The sequence below is a fragment of the Glutamicibacter sp. NPDC055354 genome (assembly GCF_053644955.1).
In genome coordinates this window covers 1,554,244-1,574,352 of record NZ_JBSHMB010000001.1, presented here as the reverse complement: position 1 = coordinate 1,574,352, position 20,109 = coordinate 1,554,244, and the positions used below count along the sequence as shown (strand labels likewise).

The 20,109-nt window shown below is 61.4% G+C and carries 15 protein-coding genes; 11 read left to right on the top strand and 4 right to left on the bottom strand.

What is annotated here, in order from left to right:
* The first annotated feature begins 13 nt into the window (after positions 1 to 13).
* From gcvP to ACWICV_RS07315, 8 genes are all read left to right on the top strand, one after another.
* On the top strand, positions 14 to 2,860 hold the full coding sequence (gcvP, locus tag ACWICV_RS07350; RefSeq protein WP_454090560.1) for an aminomethyl-transferring glycine dehydrogenase: 2,847 nt from the start codon (positions 14 to 16) through the stop codon (positions 2,858 to 2,860).
* Between the two features lie 13 nt (positions 2,861 to 2,873).
* Positions 2,874 to 4,001: a glycine cleavage system aminomethyltransferase GcvT gene (gcvT, locus tag ACWICV_RS07345; RefSeq protein ID WP_365943140.1), complete on the top strand. Its 1,128-nt coding sequence runs from the start codon at positions 2,874 to 2,876 to the stop codon at positions 3,999 to 4,001.
* A 60-nt stretch (positions 4,002 to 4,061) separates the two neighbouring features.
* Complete coding sequence (gcvH, locus tag ACWICV_RS07340; protein ID WP_105659073.1) at positions 4,062 to 4,442, top strand: glycine cleavage system protein GcvH; 381 nt, start codon at positions 4,062 to 4,064, stop codon at positions 4,440 to 4,442.
* A complete protein-coding gene (glyA, locus tag ACWICV_RS07335; RefSeq protein WP_402473454.1) occupies positions 4,442 to 5,764 on the top strand; it encodes a serine hydroxymethyltransferase in 1,323 nt (440 codons plus the stop codon). Before gcvH ends, glyA begins: the two co-directional genes overlap by 1 nt.
* Positions 5,765 to 5,949: 185 nt before the next feature.
* Complete coding sequence (locus ACWICV_RS07330; RefSeq protein WP_105657073.1) at positions 5,950 to 7,359, top strand: L-serine ammonia-lyase; 1,410 nt, start codon at positions 5,950 to 5,952, stop codon at positions 7,357 to 7,359.
* Positions 7,360 to 7,775: 416 nt separating this feature from the next.
* The gene (gene mgtE, locus ACWICV_RS07325) at positions 7,776 to 9,131 is read left to right on the top strand and encodes a magnesium transporter (protein ID WP_402473451.1); all 1,356 of its coding nucleotides are present in this window, start codon (positions 7,776 to 7,778) and stop codon (positions 9,129 to 9,131) included.
* Positions 9,132 to 9,189: 58 nt separating this feature from the next.
* Positions 9,190 to 10,299: an oxidoreductase gene (locus ACWICV_RS07320; RefSeq protein ID WP_402473450.1), complete on the top strand. Its 1,110-nt coding sequence runs from the start codon at positions 9,190 to 9,192 to the stop codon at positions 10,297 to 10,299.
* A gap of 140 nt (positions 10,300 to 10,439) precedes the next feature.
* Positions 10,440 to 11,570 carry a baeRF2 domain-containing protein gene (locus tag ACWICV_RS07315; RefSeq protein ID WP_286134138.1) on the top strand — a complete coding sequence of 377 codons (1,131 nt, stop codon included), beginning with the start codon at positions 10,440 to 10,442 and terminating at the stop codon, positions 11,568 to 11,570.
* 74 nt (positions 11,571 to 11,644) lie between these two features.
* On the opposite strand, the gene ACWICV_RS07310 is transcribed toward ACWICV_RS07315, so the two are convergent.
* The gene (locus ACWICV_RS07310; protein WP_400288713.1) at positions 11,645 to 12,712 is read right to left on the bottom strand and encodes a CPBP family intramembrane glutamic endopeptidase; all 1,068 of its coding nucleotides are present in this window, start codon (positions 12,710 to 12,712) and stop codon (positions 11,645 to 11,647) included.
* A 259-nt stretch (positions 12,713 to 12,971) separates the two neighbouring features.
* Here ACWICV_RS07310 and ACWICV_RS07305 point away from each other — a divergent pair, with 259 nt between their 5' ends.
* From ACWICV_RS07305 to ACWICV_RS07295, 3 genes are all read left to right on the top strand, one after another.
* A complete protein-coding gene (locus ACWICV_RS07305; protein WP_332485868.1) occupies positions 12,972 to 14,225 on the top strand; it encodes a YibE/F family protein in 1,254 nt (417 codons plus the stop codon).
* A 68-nt stretch (positions 14,226 to 14,293) separates the two neighbouring features.
* Positions 14,294 to 15,400 (top strand): metal ABC transporter solute-binding protein, Zn/Mn family, encoded by a 1,107-nt coding sequence (locus ACWICV_RS07300; protein WP_454090561.1) that lies wholly within the window; start codon positions 14,294 to 14,296, stop codon positions 15,398 to 15,400.
* 19 nt (positions 15,401 to 15,419) lie between these two features.
* Positions 15,420 to 16,538: a CDP-glycerol glycerophosphotransferase family protein gene (locus ACWICV_RS07295; RefSeq protein WP_402473444.1), complete on the top strand. Its 1,119-nt coding sequence runs from the start codon at positions 15,420 to 15,422 to the stop codon at positions 16,536 to 16,538.
* A 10-nt stretch (positions 16,539 to 16,548) separates the two neighbouring features.
* Here ACWICV_RS07295 and ACWICV_RS07290 read toward each other — a convergent pair whose 3' ends face one another.
* The 3 genes from ACWICV_RS07290 to ACWICV_RS07280 are packed head-to-tail and all read right to left on the bottom strand — an operon-like array spanning position 16,549 to position 19,873.
* Complete coding sequence (locus ACWICV_RS07290) at positions 16,549 to 18,039, bottom strand: gamma-aminobutyraldehyde dehydrogenase (RefSeq protein WP_454090562.1); 1,491 nt, start codon at positions 18,037 to 18,039, stop codon at positions 16,549 to 16,551.
* A gap of 20 nt (positions 18,040 to 18,059) precedes the next feature.
* Positions 18,060 to 18,428, bottom strand: a complete 369-nt coding sequence (locus ACWICV_RS07285; RefSeq protein ID WP_454090563.1) for a cupin domain-containing protein — start codon at positions 18,426 to 18,428, stop codon at positions 18,060 to 18,062.
* Positions 18,428 to 19,873: an NAD(P)/FAD-dependent oxidoreductase gene (locus ACWICV_RS07280; RefSeq protein WP_402473442.1), complete on the bottom strand. Its 1,446-nt coding sequence runs from the start codon at positions 19,871 to 19,873 to the stop codon at positions 18,428 to 18,430. Before ACWICV_RS07280 ends, ACWICV_RS07285 begins: the two co-directional genes overlap by 1 nt.
* Positions 19,874 to 20,109: the final 236 nt, after the last annotated feature.

Below are 20,109 nucleotides of genomic sequence, written 5' to 3'. Positions count from 1 at the left end.
AGATACCAGCACCATGACCATCACGCAGACTTCGGCACGAGCGAATACTGAATTCGTTTCACGCCATATCGGCCCACGTCCTTCCGACGTCACCACCATGCTTCAGACCCTGGGCTACGACAGCCTGGAAGAACTGATCGACACCGCCGTTCCGGCAGACATCCGCCAGGACTCCGCACTGGAAATCCCTGATGCCCTGAGCGAAACCGAAGCCCTAGCCCACCTGCGTGCGCTTGCCTCGAAGAACGTCATGAAGACCCAGATGATCGGCCAGGGCTTCTACGACACCATCACCCCAGCTGTGATCCGCCGCAACATCGTGGAAAACCCAGCCTGGTACACCGCTTACACCCCGTACCAGCCGGAAATCTCCCAGGGCCGCCTCGAAGCCCTGCTGAACTTCCAGACCATGGTCATGGACCTGACCGGCCTGCCCATCGCCAACGCGTCGCTGCTGGACGAATCCTCCGCTGCCGCCGAAGCCGTGCTGATGATGCGCCGCGCCAACAAGAAGAAGTCCAAGGGCAAGACCGTGCTGGACTCCAACATCTTCCCGCAGACCCTCAAGGTCGTGCAGGGCCGCGCTGACGCGCTGGGCTTCGAAGTCGAGATTGCCGACCTTTCCGCAGGCCTGCCAGAGGGCGAGATCTCCGGCATCGTCCTGCAGCAGCCTGGCAACGACGGCTCGATCGCGGACCACGCTTCGATCATCGCAGCCGCCAAGGAAGCCGGCGCCATGGTTACCGTGATTGCCGACCTGCTGGCCCTGACCATGATCACCCCTCCGGGCGAGCAGGGTGCCGATATCGCCGTGGGCAACACCCAGCGATTCGGCGTGCCGCTGTTCTTCGGCGGACCGCACGCTGCCTACATGGCCGTGGCCGATGGCCTGACCCGCTCCATGCCAGGACGCCTGGTGGGCGTTTCGGCCGATAACGCCGGAGTCCCTGCCTACCGCTTGGCCCTGCAGACCCGCGAGCAGCACATCCGCCGCGAAAAGGCCACCTCCAACATCTGCACCGCACAGGCCCTGCTGGCCATCTGCGCTTCGATGTACGCCGTCTACCACGGCCCAGCCGGCCTGAAGCAGATCGCCTCGCGCGCCAACAACCACGCCCGGGTCATCGCCAGCTCGCTGGTTTCCGGCGGCTACACCCTGGCATCGGACTCCTTCTTCGACACCGTTGTAGTGAACGTCGAGAACGCCGATGCCATCATTGCCAAGGCCATCGAAGCAGGCATCAACCTGCGCAAGGTGGGCGAGACCCAGGTGGGCATCTCCACCGACGAAGCCACCACCTCGGGCGTAGTCAAGACCCTGCTTGAGGTCTTCGGCGCAGAGCTCTCGGCTCCGGAAGGCTTCGAGATCCCGGCCGGGCAGGTGCGCACCAGCGACTTCATGACCCACCCGATCTTCAACACCATCTCCTCCGAAACCCAGATGATGCGCTACCTGCGCCGGCTCTCGGACCGCGACCTGGCCCTGGACCGCACCATGATCCCGCTGGGTTCGTGCACCATGAAGCTGAACTCGGCCGCCGAAATGGAATCCATCACCTGGCCGGAATTCGCCTCGATCCACCCCTACGCGCCTGCAGCGCAGACCGAGGGCTGGCGCGAGCTGATCGCCGACCTGGAAGGGCGCCTGACCGCAATCACCGGCTACGCTGGCGTTTCGATCCAGCCCAACGCCGGCTCGCAGGGCGAGTACGCGGGCCTGCTGGCCATCTCGGACTACCACCGTTCGCGCGGCGAAGGCCAGCGCGATCTGTGCCTGATTCCGGCTTCGGCCCACGGCACCAATGCCGCGTCGGCAGTGCTGGCCGGGATGCGCGTGGTGGTCGTGAAGACCGCAGCCGATGGCACCATCGACGCGAATGACCTGGATGCCAAGATCGAGGCCAACAAGGACGTCCTTGCAGCCATCATGATCACCTACCCATCCACCCACGGCGTCTACGACGCGGACGTGCGCGAGGTCTGCGACAAGGTCCACGCCGCCGGCGGCCAGGTGTACATCGATGGCGCGAACATGAACGCCATGGTTGGCTTGGCCCAGCCAGGCAAGTTCGGCGGCGACGTGTCGCACCTGAACCTGCACAAGACCTTCTGCATCCCGCACGGCGGTGGCGGTCCAGGCGTAGGCCCAATCGGCGTTGGCGAGCACCTGCTGCCATTCCTGCCAGGCGATGCTTCGGGCACCTACTCCGAGCGTGACGGCGTGCCGGTGGTGGCGACCGCTTTCGGCTCGGCCGGCGTCCTGCCGATCTCCTGGGCCTACATCGCGATGATGGGCGGGGACGGCTTGACCGAAGCCACCAAGCACGCGATCCTGAACGCGAACTACATTGCCAAGCGCCTGAACGAGCACTTCCCGGTACTGTTCACCGGCAACAAGGACCTGGTTGCCCACGAGTGCATCCTGGACCTGCGCGAACTGACCGCCAAGACCGGGGCCACCGCCGAGGACGTGGCCAAGCGCCTGATCGACTTCGGTTTCCACGCGCCGACCCTGTCCTTCCCTGTGGCAGGCACCCTGATGGTGGAGCCCACCGAATCCGAGGACCTGGCCGAGATCGAGCGCTTCATTGAAGCGATGATCACCATCCGCCAGGAAATGGACGAGGTTCTCTCCGGTGCCTACAGCATCGAGGAGTCCCCATTGCGCAACGCTCCGCACACGGTCTCCGCTGTGGTCAACAGCAAGTGGGACCGCAAGTACTCGGTCGAGCAGGCGGCCTTCCCGGTCCCGGCGCTGAAGTTCGACAAGTACTTCCCAACCGTGGGCCGCATCGACGGCGCCGGTGGCGACCGCAACCTGATCTGCTCCTGCCCGGCTCCCGAAGCCTTCGAAGACTAAGGAAGAGTTAGAGATGACTGAGACTACCCAAGCACTCAAGCACACCGCGCTGCACGCGCAGCACGAAGCTCTCGGCGCCAACTTCACCGACTTCGGCGGCTGGGACATGCCGTTGAAGTACGGATCGGAACTGGCAGAGCACAAGGCCGTGCGCTCCACCGCTGGCCTGTTCGACCTGTCCCACATGGGCGAGGTCTACCTCTCCGGCCCGGAAGCCGGCAAGGCGCTGAACACCGCCCTGGCAGGGAACCTGGGCATCATGAAGGTCGGCAAGGCGAAGTACTCGCTGATACTTGACGCCGAGGGCAAGATCATCGACGACCTGATCGTCTACCGCCTGGAAGAGGAGAAGTTCCTCGTCGTGCCCAACGCCGGCAACGCCCCGGTGGTTGCCGCCGAGCTGGCTGCCCGCGCCGCCGGCTTCGACGTCGTCGTGGACGACGCTTCGGGCCGCCAGTCGCTGATCGCCGTCCAGGGACCGAACGCCGAGGCGATTGTGCGCAAGCTGGCCGCCGACGAGGCAACCGCCCAGGCTGTCACCGAGCTGAAGTACTACGCTGCGGTGAAGGTGGTGCTCGGCGGCATCGACGTGCTGCTGGCCCGCACCGGCTACACCGGCGAAGACGGCTTCGAGCTGATCATCGAAAACGAGGATGCGGCAGCACTCTGGGAAAAGAGTGTTGAAGCCGGCAAGGACCACGAGCTGGTTCCTTGCGGCTTGGCTGCCCGCGACTCGCTGCGCCTTGAAGCCGGCATGCCTCTGTACGGCAACGAGCTGTCCCTGGAACGCACCCCGTTCGATGCCGGATTCGGTCCGGTGGTCTCCTTCAAGAAGGAAGAGGACTTCGTGGGCCGCGAAGCCCTGGAAGCGTTGCGCGGTGCGACCCCGCCACGCAAGCTCGTCGGCCTCAAGGGCCTGGGCAAGCGCGCCGGCCGCGGCGGCTACGCCATCGTCAAGGACGGCGCAACCATCGGTGAAATCACCTCCGGCCAGCCTTCGCCAACCCTGGGCTACCCGGTTGCACTGGGTTATGTCGACGCCGAATTCGGTGCAGTGGGAACCGAGCTGGAGGTAGACCTGCGTGGTAAGACTTTGCCTTTTGTCGTAGTCGAACTGCCGTTCTACACCCGAGCCAAGTAACGTTAAACATCAGTAGGGCTAAGCAAATCGCCCGCTAATTCCCTTGGGAGAGGAAATACCGTGAGTAAAGTTCTTTCGTCATTGCGCTACTCGGCCGAACACGAGTGGATCGATGCATCGTCCCCAGCAAAGATCGGCATCACCCAGGTTGCCGCCGACGCCCTGGGCGACGTGGTCTATGTCGACCTGCCAGAGGTCGGCGACTCCGTTACCGCAGGCGAGACCTGTGGCGAAGTCGAGTCCACCAAGTCGGTTTCCGACCTGTACTCGCCAGTGACCGGCACCATCGTTGCCATCAACGACGAGGCAGTGGACAACCCAGGCATCCTGAACGAAGACCCATACGGTGCCGGCTGGCTGTTCACCGTTGAGGTCGCCGAAGAGGGTCCGCTGCTTTCGGCAGCTGACTACGCAAGCGCGAACGGTGGAAACGTCGAGTAATGAGCAACCAGACTTTTGAATCCGTTGCCGCTGCAACGTTGACCCAGTCGCTGGCTTCGCTGGACCCGGAGATCGCGCAGCGTATTGACGCTGAGCTGGCTCGCCAGCAGCGCGGCCTGGAAATGATCGCTTCGGAGAACCACACTGCGCAGGCAATCATGCAGGCGCAGGGTTCGGTACTGACCAACAAGTATGCCGAGGGCTACCCGGGCCGCCGCTACTACGGCGGTTGCGAGGAAGTTGATGTCATCGAGACGCTGGCGATCGAGCGGCTCAAGGACCTGTTCGGCGCGAAGTTCGCCAACGTGCAGCCTCACTCCGGTGCGCAGGCCAACGCGTCGGTGTACCACGCGCTGGTGCGTCCGGGCGATACCGTGCTGGGGCTGAACCTGAACCACGGTGGCCACCTGACCCACGGGATGAAGCTGAACTTCTCGGGCCGCTTGTTCAACATCGTTCCTTACGGTGTGGACGAGGAAACCTATGAAGTGGACATGGACGAGGTGGAGCGCCTTGCCATCGAGAACCAGCCGAAGATGATTGTTGCTGGCTGGTCGGCGTACCCGCGCCAGCTGGATTTCCAGCGTTTCCGCGAAATCGCGGACAAGGTCGGCGCGTACCTGTTCGTGGATATGGCGCACTTCGCTGGCCTGGTGGCTACCGGGTTGCATCCTTCGCCGGTCCCGCACGCTCACGTGGTGACTTCCACGACGCATAAGACGCTTGCTGGTCCTCGTGGCGGCATTATTCTCTCGAATGATGCGGAGATCGCGAAGAAGCTGAACTCGGCGGTGTTCCCTGGCCAGCAGGGTGGTCCGTTGGAGCACGTGATTGCTGGCAAGGCGGTGGCGTTCAAGATTGCTGCGTCGCCGGAGTTCAAGGAGCGCCAGGAGCGGACCTTGGCTGGTGCGCGTATTTTGGCTGAGCGCTTGACCCAGGAAGATGTTGTTGCCAAGGGCATCAGCGTTTTGACTGGTGGCACGGATGTTCACATGGTGCTCGTTGACTTGCGTAATAGCGAGTTGGATGGGCAGCAGGGTGAGGATCTTTTGGCTCAGGTGGAGATCACGGTGAACCGCAATTCGGTGCCGTTTGATCCTCGTCCGCCGATGGTGACTTCGGGGTTGCGTATTGGTACCCCGGCGTTGGCTACCCGTGGTTTCTCGGAGGCTGCGTTCGCTGAGGTTGCGGAGATCATTGCACAGACGTTGATTGCTGGTGCTGAGGGTAATGCGGCGGTGTTGCCGGAGCTGAAGGATCGTGTTCTGAAGCTTGCCGCGGCCCACCCGCTGTACCCGGAACTGGCTAAGGTTTCCGAGTAGCATCATCTGATTAGGATGTGGGCCCGGAAGGTGGAAATACTCGCTTTTCGGGCCCGCGGTCTTTCAACATCCAGAGGTCCAGGCGCTGCACGGTACGTGCGGTGGCCGCACGCCTCTGGAACCACACTCCACAGATCCGGGGCAGAAGCTCTCGGATTACCCAAGTTCTAAGGATGTGACCCGCTATGGCGGTTAGCGTATTCGATCTTTTCTCGGTTGGCATCGGACCGTCTTCCAGCCATACCGTGGGACCAATGCGTGCAGCACACGCATTCATTGCCCAAGTAATCCGAGAAGGCCAACTGGACGCACTGGAAAATATCCGTGTTGATGTCTACGGATCCCTGGCCGCTACCGGACGCGGCCACGGCACCTTCACTGCCATCATGCTGGGGCTTGAAGGCTTCGAACCTGAAACCGTGCTGCCATCACAGGTCGATGACCGCCTGGCGGACATGGAAGCCACTGGAATCCTCCACCTGGCCGAACAGCTTGATCAGCGCAAGGACCTGAACTACAAGGTCGAAGACATGATCCAGCATCCGCTCACCGTACTGCCACGCCACACCAACGGCGTGAAGTTCATTGCCCTCGACGCTGACGGCAACGAAATCGCCAACGAGACCTTCTTCTCCGTAGGCGGCGGCTTCATCGTGCGCGAAGGCGCCGAAGACCGCATCGAGAAGAACCTCGAAGAGAAGCTGAACAAGCAGCCCTATCCCTTCACCACGGCAGCCAAGCTGCTGGAACATGTGAAGGAAACCGGCCTGTCCATTGCCGACATCATGATGGCCAACGAAATGGCCTACCGGTCCCGCGACGAGATCCGCAACGGCCTGGTCCACATCTACGAAGTGATGGAAGACTGCAAGGATTCCGCGCTGGAACGCACCGGTGTGCTGCCCGGCGGCCTGAAGGTTCGCCGCCGTGCGCCCGAATGGCATGAACGCCTGCGCAAGGAAGACAAGGACCGGGATCCGGTCTACTGGCAGGAATGGATCAACCTCGTTGCGCTGGCCGTCAATGAGGAGAACGCCTCCGGCGGACGCGTGGTCACCGCTCCAACCAACGGCGCAGCGGGCATCATCCCGGCCGTGCTGTTCTACGCCACCCACTACGCACCGGGCGCAAAGTACTGGAATGAGGAGGAAAAGCACGACGCTGTCGTACGCTTCCTGCTCACCGCTGGTGCCGTCGGCGTGCTGTATAAGGAGCAGGCATCGATCTCCGGCGCCGAAGTCGGCTGCCAGGGCGAAGTCGGTTCGGCATCATCGATGGCTGCTGGCGGCCTGGCCGAAATTCTTGGCGGCACCCCAGCGCAGGTAGAGAACGCAGCGGAAATCGCCATGGAACACAACCTTGGCCTGACCTGCGACCCGATCGGCGGACTGGTCCAGATCCCTTGCATCGAACGCAACGCCATCGCTGCTTCCAAGGCAGTGAACGCGGCGAAGATGGCGCTGATGGGCGACGGCGAACATCACGTCACCTTGGATGAAGTCATTATCACCATGCGCGAAACCGGCAAGGACATGAGCGACAAGTACAAGGAAACTGCGATGGGCGGCCTGGCCGTCAACGTGGTGGAATGCTGATTTCCCAGTAACGCATGACCCAGTTCGGGAGGCCTGCACTGCAGGTCTCCCGAACTTTTTAAATGTGATCTTGGCCCCCAAGTCCGGCAATTCCCAGCCATAGCTGATAGAACTGGGACTAGGCCCAAAGCGCGCTAGCGCAAACCAGTTTCGAGGAGGTGAGTGTCGTGGAAGACAGTTCTAGTCGATCTATGCACACGAACTCACCCGGACGCTCGTAGCCGAATCAGCCGAATCTGGCAGCATCCTGCCATGGGATCCCAACGAGTTCGTGACTCTTGTACATGTCACCGGCGCCTGGTCCTGCACGCAAATACTGACTGATTTATCTCCCTGTATTCATGGGGTGATTGAGCGGTGAGAAGTTGCTGGCAGGCTTGTATTCACGCGCCAAATGAACCATTTGGACCAAAATCATGTTTTCTCCAGAAAAGGTAGACTTCTCTACTATTTCGCGAGCCTTGCGCTCCCATCTCAATCACGCAGAATTCCAGCTCGCGGCAGGGTTGCTGGGCGGTCTGCACATCGCCCAGACCATTGAGCACCTCGAAGCACTGGATGCCACGGAGGCTGCCCTGGCCTACCGGCTGCTGGACAAGCAGGCCGCGGTACTGGTTTTCCGGGAACTCGACGCCCCGGTGCAAGCCGACCTGGTGCGGGCGCTGCAGTCGCAGACCGTCATCGATGCCTTCGCCCAGCTCCCCGCCGCGGGACGGGTAGCGCTGTTCGATGAACTGCCAGCGATCGTGGCCACGAAACTGCTGTCAGGGCTGCCGAAGGCCAAGCGCCAGGAAACCGGAATCCTGCTGGGCTATCCGGAAGCAAGCGCCGGCAGGGCGATGTCCCCGGATTTCATCGCCACCCATCCGCAGCTGTCTGTGGCCGAAACCCTGGAACGCATCAGCGCACGCCTCGGGAACTGCGAGAACGCGCAGCTCATCCTGGTGATCGATGATGAACGCCGGCTGCTTGGCACCATCAAGCTCAGCGAGCTGCTCACCGAGCCGGCCGGGACAACGATCGGAGAACTGTGCACCCAGAGCCCGGTCGTCCAGGCCTGCGAGCCGGAGACGAGCGCGGCACGGGTGGTGGTGGATCGGAAGGCAGGGATGCTCCCGGTGCTTGATCGGGAAGATCGCCTGCTGGGAGTGCTGACCTTGCCCATGGCGATCGGGATCCTTGAGGATGCCGAAGAGCGCCGCTCCGCGTACGGCTCCGGAACGGATCCGCTCTTCCGCCCTTACTTGGGGACGCCATTGCGCCACCTGGTGAAGGCGCGCATCATCTGGCTGCTGGTCCTGGCTATCGGCGCCACCTTGACGGTCAAGGTGCTGTCCAGTTTCGAGCAGACACTGGAGTCGATGGTGGTGCTCAGCTTGTTCATCCCCTTGATCGTGGGCATTGGCGGGAACACCGGCAACCAGGCGGCGACCACTGTCACCCGTGCGCTGGCCATGGGGGATGTGCGGGGAAGCGACTTCTGGCGGGTGCTGATGCGCGAGGTGCGAATCGGAGCGGTCCTGGGACTGTGCCTGGGCGCCATAGCGCTGGTGGTGGCCGGGAGCATTTTCGAACTGCGTATCGGATTGGTGATAGGCATCAGCCTGGTGGCGCTGTGCAGCATTGCTGCCGCTGTCGGCGGGGTGATGCCGATCATCGGTAAATTCTTCAAGGTTGATCCTGCGGTATTTTCCAACCCCTTCATTTCAACCTTCGTGGATGCCGCCGGGCTGATCGTCTACCTGTCGGTGGCCGTGCTGATTCTTGGATAGCCTGCAGCTGCACTGGGGTGCGCGGAATAAATTCGCGCATCCCAGCGTCGTAACAGGTATGCCTCATAGCAAGCTCTTTACTGAATTTACTGTCCCGGCCAGAAGCGGAGAAGGCCTGAAGCTTCGCAACCGCGTCGTGCTTCCGCCGATGTGCCAGTATTCCGTGGAAAAACGCGACGGCGTTCCAACGACCTGGCACTTGGCTCACCTGGGTTCCATGGCCCATGGCGGATACTCCTTGGTGATCGCCGAAGCAACTGCGGTGGCAGCTGAAGGCAGGATCTCGGATCGCGATACCGGCCTGTGGAATGACGAGCAGGCCGAAGCCTGGAAACCGATTGCCCGATACATCCGCGCCCATGGGGCAGCCGCCGGCGTGCAGCTGGCGCACGCCGGAGCCAAGGCATCGACCTATGGCTGGCTCAAGGATCTTGAAGAAGCTGGAAAATCCGGCAGCATCAGCGCGGAAGATGGCGGCTGGGAAACCTTCACTTCCTCGCCCAGCGAGCTCTACGGGCTGAAGCCAGCTACCGCGATGAGCGTGGAACAGATCGAGGCATCGGTGCAGGACTGGGCTGATGCGGCCAAGCGTGCCGACGCGGCCGGATTCGACCTGATCCAGATCCATGCCGCGCACGGCTACCTGGTGCACCAATTCCTGTCGCCGCTGACCAATAAGCGCACCGACGAATACGGTGGCAGCTTCGAGAACCGCACTCGATACCTGCGTGAAGTCATCGAGGCAGTGGCTGCCGTGTGGCCGGAAAACAAGGCCCTGGGCATTCGCTTCTCCGGAGAAGACTGGGTGGACGATGGATGGAGCATTGCTGACACCGTTCGGATCGCCAAGGAACTCTACGGCTACGGTGTGCGCCACTTCGACCTCTCCAGTGCAGGAATTGGCAAGTTCAACGGACCGTCTGGTCCGGGCTACCAAGTGCCGTTGGCTCAGGCAGTGAAGGAAGCGCTGCCCCAGGATGCCTTCGTTACCGCGGTCGGCGTCATCACCGAGCCGATGCAGGCAGAGCAGATCGTCGTGACCGGGCAAGCGGACGGCGTCTGCGTTGGGCGCGCTGCACTGGGCGATCCGCAGTGGGCTAACCGTTCGGCGCAGGAATTGGGTGCACCGATGGCATTCCCCGCCCAATACTGGCGCGGCCGCTGGTAAACGCAAGTTGCCATGCTGATTTCATCCAAACAACGACATAGTTTCTGGTTACCTCTTCCAGCCACTGAATAGTGATGTTAGGTTAGTGCCACGGATCTAGTCGCACCGCGGCCAAGGGTCGCGTGCGGAAGGGAGTCAGCATGGCACTACGCGCGGATTCTAATGGAATCGACGCTTCGCTCTATCGGAGAAACGGCTCGTGGAGCACAGCTCTCGTGGATGCATCGTTGGGAACCACTGCTGCCCAGGAAGCAGCAGACCGGCTTCCGGACGAGGTAGCCAAGCTGCTCAAGAGCCAGCAGGCGCAGCCCAGCGATGTCCAAGCACTGATCGGCGCACTGGAGCCAGCCCAGGGACTGCGAGCACCAGTAGCACGGTTCGTAGCTGTTCATGACGGCGAAATCGTCCTGAACGAAGTCATCCCAGGCCTCAAGGTCCAAACTTCATCGGTTGATGTGGGTCCGTTCCCGAACTTCACGGCGCTGGCCCGCGCCCGTGGCGGATCGTTCTCCTACCTCGTAGCTGAAGTCAGCAAGGACGGAGGCGAGGTGCACCTCTACAATACGGCGTCACCTGAACGCCTGGGCAGCCGTGGCATCGTCGGGTTGCCCGAGGAAATCCACCATGCACGCAAGGTGCCCGGGGAATACGACCAGCCCAAGGCGCAGGCCGCCGCCGATGAGATGGCTCGTCGAAACGCTGACGAAGTTGCCGAGCTGATCAGTGAAATGTCCAACGAGAACTACGTCCGCCTGATCATTCTTTCGGGCGACATCAAGGCTCGTGAACTGGTGCTCGGGGCAGTACCCGTGGCGCTCAAAGACTATGTAGAAGTCATCGACTCGCATACGCGCACCGGGGGTGCGGACACCAAGCAAGTCGATGCCCAAATCACCAAGCTTGTTGAGGAAGTGAAAGCCAAGTCCCTGGCTGAATTGGAATCGAAGATCGCTGCGCAGTCCGGCAACGGCAAAGCGCAGCTTGCTGTCGGACTCGATGAAGTTGTCACTGCGCTCCAATCGGCGCAAGCCGAAATGGTGCTGGTTGGACAGTACCAAAGCGAGCATACCCTTCGCGCCTTGAGCGCCGAACCATGGATTGCCCATCAGGACGGAGATGACCATGCAGAGCTGGTCGTCGGGGAATGGCCGGCGCCAGAAGTGCTCCTGCGGGCCACCGCGCTGACCGATGCCAGCATTCGCTATGTACCGGATTCGGTGATTCCTGGCGGTGCAGGAATCGCAGCCTTGCTGCGCTGGGCCAAATCCTGAACAGTTCACTAAATGAAACGATCCGCACAGGAAATCCTGCGCGGATCGTTTTTTGCGTTCCAGCTATCTGGTGCCTAGCGATCTGACGAGCCGGCTGCCGGGGGAGCCGGTGGGGAAACATCTGAACCGTGATCGGAGTTCTGCTGCTGTCCAGGCTGATAGGCCGGAGGAGCCCAGTAGGCCTGGTTAGGGTGAACCGGTGGCTGGTTCATCTGCCAAGGCTGCAGCATCGGACGGCGCTCTGCTGCTGGAATCGGGCCTGCCGTACGCGCAATGCCTTGCCTGTCTGCCAGCTTCACCAGCACGAAGGTCAATAGGGCCATGAAGCACACCGAGAAGACCAGCGAGAGCGGGTTGGATTCCGTGGCGTTCAGATCAACTACGCCCATTGCACCGAGCAGGAACAAGAAGGTGTTGTTGATGATGTGCATCGCCATCGCTGCTTCAAGGCCACCGGTGCGCCAGGTCAGATAGCCTGCCGCGATAGCGAACGCCGCCACATCGAGAAGCCCCCAGACATCGTAGAGATGGCCGATGGTGAAGAAGGGAACTGGGAGCAGGATGGCGAACAGTGGATGCTTCAGCCAGCTGCCGATGACCTGCATGAACGCGCCACGGAAAACAAGCTCTTCAGCTGCGCACTGGAAGGGCGTCAAGAGGATCACCAGCAGGGCATAGAACAGCGGATCGGCCGGCAGGCTGCTCGCCGGCACGGGTTCGGACTCGCCAATGCCCAAGGCGCCCAACCCGAAACTCAGCCCGAAATACACTGCGAACAAGATGGCGCTGGCACCCAACGTCAGGCCGAACCAGCGCCAGCGCAATTTGCCGGCGACCGATATCAGCAAGCCGACAGGCTTGGGCCCGATGAGCAAGTAGGCGAGGTAGACCGCCGGGATCATGATGATCAGGGAGACCATGGTCATCGAGAAGTCCGTCGCCGTGGCCATGTTCAGGGTTGGATCCATGAGGAACTGATCGGGAGCCTCATCTGGATTCTCCGCAGCCCACGTCAGCGGGTTCATGATCAGTGCAATGAACATCGCCAGTATGGCGATGAGCAATGCCGCGCCGTAGAAGCCAATGCCGATGCCGGTGAACGCCAGCGGTCTCCACCAGCGGTAGTTCTCACTGCGTCTCATTAGGCGATGGAACGAATAGTTCATCTCACCCTCGGCGCCTTGCGGCAAGGGTGGCTGGTTCATTGGCAAGCTCATGGCTCAATTCTCCCGTTCCGCAGTGTTTGAAGGTATGAACCTTACGGAGGATTTATCGGGTCATCCTTTTGAATATCCAGGACCAGCTCTTCGCAACGCGGTCGGCATCCAAGGCAAACTCCAAGGGGCTAGCTCTTACACTTGGAAAGAACGATTCGCCTTCTTTGATTTGGAGCAGCACCACGTGGGCCATCATCACCATGACGAACCGATTTTGCAGGATCCCCGGCGCCGGCGGCGTGCCTCGATCATCTTGTGGGCGCTGCTTGCGCCTATCGGCGCCCTGGCCCTGGTCATGGTCATCTTGTTGTGGCCGCAAGGCAACTACGACAAGTTTGCCCTGAACGGAGCCATGGACACTACCGGTGGCGCAACGATGGAAGTGGGCACTGTCACGCGCAGCACAGTCCAGGACTGCCCGTCTTCCCAAGGGTTGGAAGAAGTTGGTGGCAAGGTTCTCGAATGCCAAGTCACCTACGTGATGCCCGAATCCGGTGGCGCGGAGATCCAATTGGAAATCCCACCGGAAATGCTGCAATCACGTGATGCGCGCGCGGGCGACAGCATTCGATACCTTGATCTCTCCGCGGTGGACACCACCAGCGGCAGCCCGTACGTATTCGTTGACTTCGTGCGCACTTTGCCCATGGCACTGCTGGCCATCGCCTATGGCGTGGTCGTGGTGCTGGTCGCCGGATGGCGCGGCACGCGGGCGATGATCGGCTTGGTCGGTGGCATCGCCTTCATGATCATCTTCATGGTTCCGGCCTTGCTTGAAGGCGGCAATCCGGTCCTGGTGGGACTCACCGGTTCTACCGCCATCATGTTTGTCGCGTTGTATTTCGCCCATGGGCTGAACGCGAAAACATCCACAGCGCTGCTGGGAACGCTCTTTGGCCTAGCGGTGACCGCGGCGATGGTGCTTTGGTTGACCGATGCGGCCGCTTTGACTGGAGCCAACGATGAATCGGCAATCACCCTATCGACGGTGGCCCCGCAAATTTCCCTGCCCGGCTTGCTGATCTGCGGCGTGCTGGTTGGCGGCATGGGTGTGCTCAATGACGTGACAATTACGCAGTCGGCAACCGTCTGGGAACTGGCAGAGAGCACGCCCAAGGCCTCGGCCAGGGAACTGTTCTTCCGCGGCATGCGCATCGGCCGGGACCATATCGCTTCGACCGTATACACCATCGCCTTCGCCTACGCCGGTGCGGCCCTGCCGGTGCTGGCCATTGCGGCGCTGAGCAACCAGAGCTTCGGGGTCACCCTCGGCTCCGGCGCCATGGCTGAAGAGGTCATCCGAATCCTGATTGGTTCCATCGGATTGGTATTGGCGATCCCGGTAACCACCGCCATTGCAGTGATGGTGGTGAAAGCTACCGGCACCGGCGGTGCCCACGGCAAGCGGGCTTTGCAGAGTGTAAGCTCCGACTCCTAGGTGCGAACCATTCTCATATGTAATGTAGAATAGTTCTCAATAGCGATCCGATTTAGATGGAGACCACCATGAAGAACTACCGCTCGCTGCTCGCAGCTGCCGTCGCCCTGCCCGCTGCCGGACTGATCCTTGCCGGATGCGGTAGCGCCACAGGAAGCGAATCGAACGAAGCGGAATCTGCAGAGATCAGCGTAGTGGCCACGACGAACGTCTACGGACAGATCGCCCGTGCCATTGGCGGAGATAGCGTGGAGGTCAGCGAGATCATCACTTCGGCCGCACAGGATCCGCACTCCTATGAGCCAACCGCACGCGACAAGCTTGCGATCTCCAGCGCGGACCTGGTCCTTGCCAATGGCGGCGGATATGACCAATTCATGGACTCTCTCGTTTCTTCGCTACCGGAAGGCAAGTCTGGAGAGATCACGCTCATTCACGCTGTGGACTCCTCGCCGGTAGCTGCGGAATCCGAAGAGGCCGGGCATGAGGGCGAAAGTGCCGAGGAGCATGCGCGGCACGCTGATGAGGGCGGCCATGAGGGCGAAAGCGCCGAGGAGCATGCGCAGCACGCTGATGAGGGCGGCCATGAGGGCGAAAGCGCCGAGGAGCATGCGCAGCACGCTGAAGAGGGCGGCCATGAGGGCCACGACCACGCGGGCTACAACGAGCACATCTGGTACGACCTGGATTCCATGGGTGAACTTGCTGATGCGCTGGCCGAGTCCTTCGCCAAGGTCGATACCGCCAACGCGGATCAGTACAAGCAGAACGCAGCAGCCTTCAACGAAGGGATCGGGAAACTCGAAGCCCAGCTCGAAACCGCCAAGCTGGATGGCAAGAGCTTCATGATGACCGAGCCGGTTCCATTCCACTTGCTGGAAGCAGCCGGCATGGAGAACACCACTCCTGAAGGGCTGAGCGAAGCCATCGAAGAGGGCGAGGGCATTGCGCCGATGACCATGAAGAAGGCTGAAGACAAGCTCGTTGCTGGCGACGCTGACATGCTTGCCTACAACGTGCAGACCGAAGGCAGCGAAACCAAGGCGCTGAAGAAGAACGCTGAGCGGGGACAGGTACCTGTAGTCGACTTTGCAGAAACCATTCAGGATGATTCCAGCTACCTCGAATGGATGGAATCCAACATTTCCGACTTGGCTTCCGCAATCAACGGCTAAACCTACGTAAACTAAATGCATGGCATTGTTCTCTTCCCAGATAACGCAAGCGACAGGTAAAGCACGCTCCCTCATTGCGGAGCGGTCTGTTCGAGCGGAGATCGCTCACTCGGACCGGGGAATCGAGCAAGCCGACCATGTGCTTTTCTTCGCCGAGGGGCCCGGGCAGTTCTACCAGCTCGGAGTCTGGCTGGGTACCTTCGAGCGCCTGGCTGCCCAGGGGCTCAACGTCGGCGTGGTGCTCATGGACGCACTAAGCGCACGACATGCGCTGGCAGAATCGAACCTGCCGATATTGTTCTCGCGTTCCATGGAGCAGATCGAGAATAAGCTGCGCGAGTGGAATACCAAATCCATCAACTACGTGAACAACGCCCAGCGGAACTTCACAATGCTGCGCTTCAACGGACCGGCGCATATCCACCTGAACCACGGTGAGAGCGAAAAGGCCTCCATGGTCTCCAACCAGCTCAAAGCCTACGATTTCGCCTGCGTGGCTGGTGCTGCCGCGGTAGAGCGCATCACCGAGAACATCTCTCGTTTCGACCCATCGCATCTGGTGCAGATCGGACGCCCGCAGCTCGATGACCTGGAATTGCCCGGCCCTTCGGAGAAGATCCGGGTTCTCTACGCACCGACTTGGGAGGGCGACTCGCAAGCCATGGCGTACTCCTCGGTGGCTACTTTGGGCGAGAGAATTCTGGCCCAGCTGAGCAACGATGAGCGTTTCGAAGTGCGTTTCCGTCCTCATCCGAAGACCGGTGATGTGTCCGCAGAGGCAAAAAAGGCCGTGGTCAGCCTGAAAAGCAACTACGCTGCCACCGTGGATGCGCTCAGCGACGCGGCGCAGTCCTTGGTCTGGGCGGATGTGGCCATCTGCGACACCTCGGCGATGGCCTATGACGCGGTAGCGCTCAACATCCCGCTGTTGCTGGCCGGAGACCCCCAAAGCAAGCTCCATTCAGGGTTGCCATTGGACCAGCGGCTGGGCAACGCCAACGGGCTGGCGCAGCGGGTTGCGGATCTTGCCGCGTCCTCGGTTGCCGGGGCGCAAAAACAGCTGGCCCAGTACTTCTTTGCCACCACAGAACCCGGGGTGGCTACGAAGAAACTGAGCCAGCTGCTTTCGAGCCTCTAGCCTTCTGGACCTAGCGCTGCTTGAAGACCGTATCCTGCCATTCGCGATGGGCCGCGGGATCATGGGAGATCATCACATGCTTGACATTGGTGTACTCATCGAAGGAATACTGGCTCATGTCCTTGCCCATCCCCGAAGCCTTGTAGCCTCCATGCGGCATGTCGGAAACGATCAGGATATGCTCGTTGATCCACACGCAACCGGCCTGGATTTCGGCGCTGGCACGCATCGCGCGGTCAACGTTCTTGGTCCATGCGCTCGCCGCCAGGCCATACGGGGTGTCGTTGGCCAATTCGATGGCTTCGTCATCGGTATCGAATGCCAACGCCACCAGGACCGGGCCGAAGACTTCCTGCTGCACGATCTCTGAATCCTGCGCAGCTCCCACCACCAGGGTAGGACGGTAGAACCAGCCATCGCCCGGAAGCTGCCGGCCTCCGGCAAGCACCGTTGCTCCGGCATCCTTGGCACGCTCAACCATCGAGGAAACCTTCTGCAGGTGGGCTTCGCTGATCATCGAACCCATGTCGGTATCGGGATCGGCCGGATCTCCCACCACCATGGCCTCCATCAGTTCGGCCACCTTGCTGGTGAACTTCTCGAAGACCGAGGAATGCACGTACGCGCGGGTGGCGGCGGTGCAATCCTGTCCGGAATTGATCGTCGAGCCGGCCACCGCACCATGCGCGGCAGCTTCGATATCGGCATCATCGAAGACCACCATCGGCGCCTTGCCGCCGAGTTCAAGATGAACCCGGGTACCGGTCTCGGCCGCCATGGACATGATCTTCAGGCCCACGGCGGTAGAACCGGTGAACGAAGTCATCTTCACCAGCTTGTGGCGCACTAGGGGCGAACCAACGCTGGGCCCGTCGCCAACGACAATATTGATCACGCCGTCCGGCAAACCGGCATCCTTGGCGGCCTGGGCAAAGAGCACCGAGGTGCCCGGGGTCAGCTCGCTGGGCTTGAGCACAATCGTATTGCCGGCGGCAATCGCTGGCAGGACCTTCCACGCAGCCATCTGCAGCGGGTAGTTCCACGGGCTGATCGAACCGATCACGCCGATAGCTTCACGGCGAACCATCGAGGTGGTGTTGCCCGCATAGTCCCCGGCGGCCAATCCCTGCAAATTGCGTGCAGCGCCAGCAAAGAAATTCACGTTGTCGATGGAACCGGGCACATCGAATTGGGTCGACATGCGGATGCTCTTGCCGGTCTGAGCGGTTTCCAGGACGGCGATTTCATCGGCATGCTTTTCCAGTTCGCGAGCGAATGCCAGCAGGTGGTCGGCCCGTTCGCCCGGGGTCAGCCTGGACCAGGCCTTGAAGGCGCCGGCGGCCGCCTGCACCGCCTGGTCAACCTGCTCGCCGGTCGCGGTATCCACGTCCAGCAGCTTCTTTCCGGTGGCTGGATTCGCGCGCTCCAGCACCGGGCCGTGCCCGCGGACCTGCTGGCCATTGATGAACTGGTGTCCAAGGGAACTATCGTAGTAGGCCATGTGAATTCTCCTAGGGGGATTCAGAGGGTGAAATAGATCTTGCGCAGGGTTTCGGTGACGATCCAACGGGTTCTCATGCCCGCATGAAGCCGGACAACGCTGCCTGGAACCAGCACCAGTTCTTGGGCGCCGAAACCATCGGCTTCCAGAATCTGCACCGTCGCGCACCCGGCAAGCACCACGAAGTACTCGTCCGCTTCAATATCCTGCATGGCGCCGCGGGACATCTCCCAGACGCCGATTCCTGCATCCCCGAGGGTGCCCAGCTCGCGGTAGCCTGCGGTTGCGGATGCCTGACCGGCGACCACCTGCTCGTCGCCGATGGCAACATGCTTGACCTCAAGGGCATCGGCTTGGACGATGCCGGCTTGAAGTATTCTTTCAGGCATCAGGAATCGAACCCCATTCCGATCTTATCCATCAGCTTCAAGAAGGCCGAGCGCTCGCCTCGATTGCGATCGGCCTTGACCAGCTGGCTTGTCATCAGGTTCACGCCCACCCATGCGGCAGGTTCCGGCGGGAATGGGATCGGCTTGGTACGCACCAGTTCCAATTCGGTCAGCTCGGTCTTCTGGCCCGAGAGCAGATCCAGCATGACCCTTGCACCGAAACGGGTCGCGCCGACACCGAGGCCGGTGAAGCCTGCACAGTAGGCCACCTTGCCGCCGTAGGCCAGATCGAAGAAGGAGAAGAAGCGGGAGCAGGTATCAATGGCGCCACCCCATGCATGGGAGAACTTCACCTGTGAGAGGTCCGGGAAGCTGCCGAAGAAATGCGCGGCGAGCTTCTCGAAGGTCTGCTGGTTGGTGTCGTAGCTGGAGCGGACCTTGCCCCCGAAGTGGTAGACCGCGTCGTAGCCGCCGTAGAGAATGCGGAAGTTCCCTTCGGCGTCGGTGGTTGGGCGGGCATAGTGGAACCGGTTGTTCAGGTCGGCCAAGCCCACCATGCCATCCCAGCCGATGGCCGCGCGCTGCTGCGCAGTGAGCGGTTCAGTCATCAGCGCGTAGTCGTATACCGGCACAATGCGGGAGCGGTGGCGCTTGAGCAGAGACGGGAAAACATTGGTTGCCAGGGCCACGTGCTTGGCGGTGATCTGCCCGTCGGCGGTCAGCACCTGCACCTGCGTGCCGGCATTGTTCATCTCCACGGCGTGGGTATGCTCGTAGAATTCGACGCCTAATTCGCTGCAGACGCGGGAAAGCTCCCAGACCAGCTTGGCGGGGTGGACCAGCGCGGTTGAATCATGGTCACGGGCGCCGGCCAGGAAGTCTGGCGAATTGACCAGTTGCCTTACCGCGCCGGCATCGAGGTAGTCGACACCCGGTGCCTCAGCTTCCTCGGCCACCCACGCAATCTGATGCTGTTCGGTGGCCACGCTGAGCGCGCCCTCGCGGACGAAGTCCACGTCCATCGCATAGCGGCGCACCGTCGCTTCGAACTCGTCGAGGTTCTTCCTGCCCAATTCCGCAAGCAGCGCATTTTCCTTGGGCAGATGGTTTTCTCCGTTGGCCTCGCCGTGGACCAGGGAGGCTTCGCAGAAGCCGCCATTGCGCCCGGAAGCAGCCCAGCCCAAGCGCTGGCCCTCGATCAGTACAACTTTTCGGCCGGGGTTCTGTTCCTTGGCTTGGAGCGCGGTCCACAATCCGGTGTAGCCGCCGCCGATAATCAGCAAGTCGGCGGTGAGTGAGCCATGCAGCGCCGGGTGGGGTGCGGGGCGGTGCTCATGATCCAGCCAGTAGCTGGTGCGCTTGGCGCCGGCCAATGCTCGGGAGATCAGGGTGGGGGAGACTTCGGCTTCATGCCTGTCAAAAGTCAGGTCATTGGTGCTGTTCATTAGTTCTTTCCTCGAAGGTAGCGGGTTCGGCAGGCGCTATCGAGGCAGGGGAACGACCAGTGGTCCGTGCGGCTTTGCCGTCTGCTGGGCACCGGGGATGCCAGTTGAGTGCCAATCGGCGGCCAAGGCTATCCCTCTTCTCGGAAAGATGAATACAAATTGAATGTGATTCATTACTCATCTAAGCCTGCGCCGCTCGGGGTTGTCAAGGTCCCGAAGCCAAGCCGAAACCCGGC

Excerpts from the sequence above, each read along its gene's own strand:
- mgtE (WP_402473451.1), top strand. The coding sequence starts at position 7,776 with ATGTTTTCTCCAGAAAAGGTAGACTTCTCTACTATTTCGCGAGCCTTG.
- ACWICV_RS07290 (WP_454090562.1), bottom strand. The coding sequence starts at position 18,039 with ATGGCCTACTACGATAGTTCCCTTGGACACCAGTTCATCAATGGCCAG.
- ACWICV_RS07330 (WP_105657073.1), top strand. The coding sequence starts at position 5,950 with ATGGCGGTTAGCGTATTCGATCTTTTCTCGGTTGGCATCGGACCGTCT.
- ACWICV_RS07310 (WP_400288713.1), bottom strand. The coding sequence starts at position 12,712 with ATGAGACGCAGTGAGAACTACCGCTGGTGGAGACCGCTGGCGTTCACC.
- ACWICV_RS07285 (WP_454090563.1), bottom strand. The coding sequence starts at position 18,428 with ATGCCTGAAAGAATACTTCAAGCCGGCATCGTCCAAGCCGATGCCCTT.
- ACWICV_RS07315 (WP_286134138.1), top strand. The coding sequence starts at position 10,440 with ATGGCACTACGCGCGGATTCTAATGGAATCGACGCTTCGCTCTATCGG.
- ACWICV_RS07300 (WP_454090561.1), top strand. The coding sequence starts at position 14,294 with ATGAAGAACTACCGCTCGCTGCTCGCAGCTGCCGTCGCCCTGCCCGCT.
- gcvT (WP_365943140.1), top strand. The coding sequence starts at position 2,874 with ATGACTGAGACTACCCAAGCACTCAAGCACACCGCGCTGCACGCGCAG.
- glyA (WP_402473454.1), top strand. The coding sequence starts at position 4,442 with ATGAGCAACCAGACTTTTGAATCCGTTGCCGCTGCAACGTTGACCCAG.
- ACWICV_RS07320 (WP_402473450.1), top strand. The coding sequence starts at position 9,190 with ATGCCTCATAGCAAGCTCTTTACTGAATTTACTGTCCCGGCCAGAAGC.
- ACWICV_RS07280 (WP_402473442.1), bottom strand. The coding sequence starts at position 19,873 with ATGAACAGCACCAATGACCTGACTTTTGACAGGCATGAAGCCGAAGTC.
- ACWICV_RS07295 (WP_402473444.1), top strand. The coding sequence starts at position 15,420 with ATGGCATTGTTCTCTTCCCAGATAACGCAAGCGACAGGTAAAGCACGC.
- gcvP (WP_454090560.1), top strand. The coding sequence starts at position 14 with ATGACCATCACGCAGACTTCGGCACGAGCGAATACTGAATTCGTTTCA.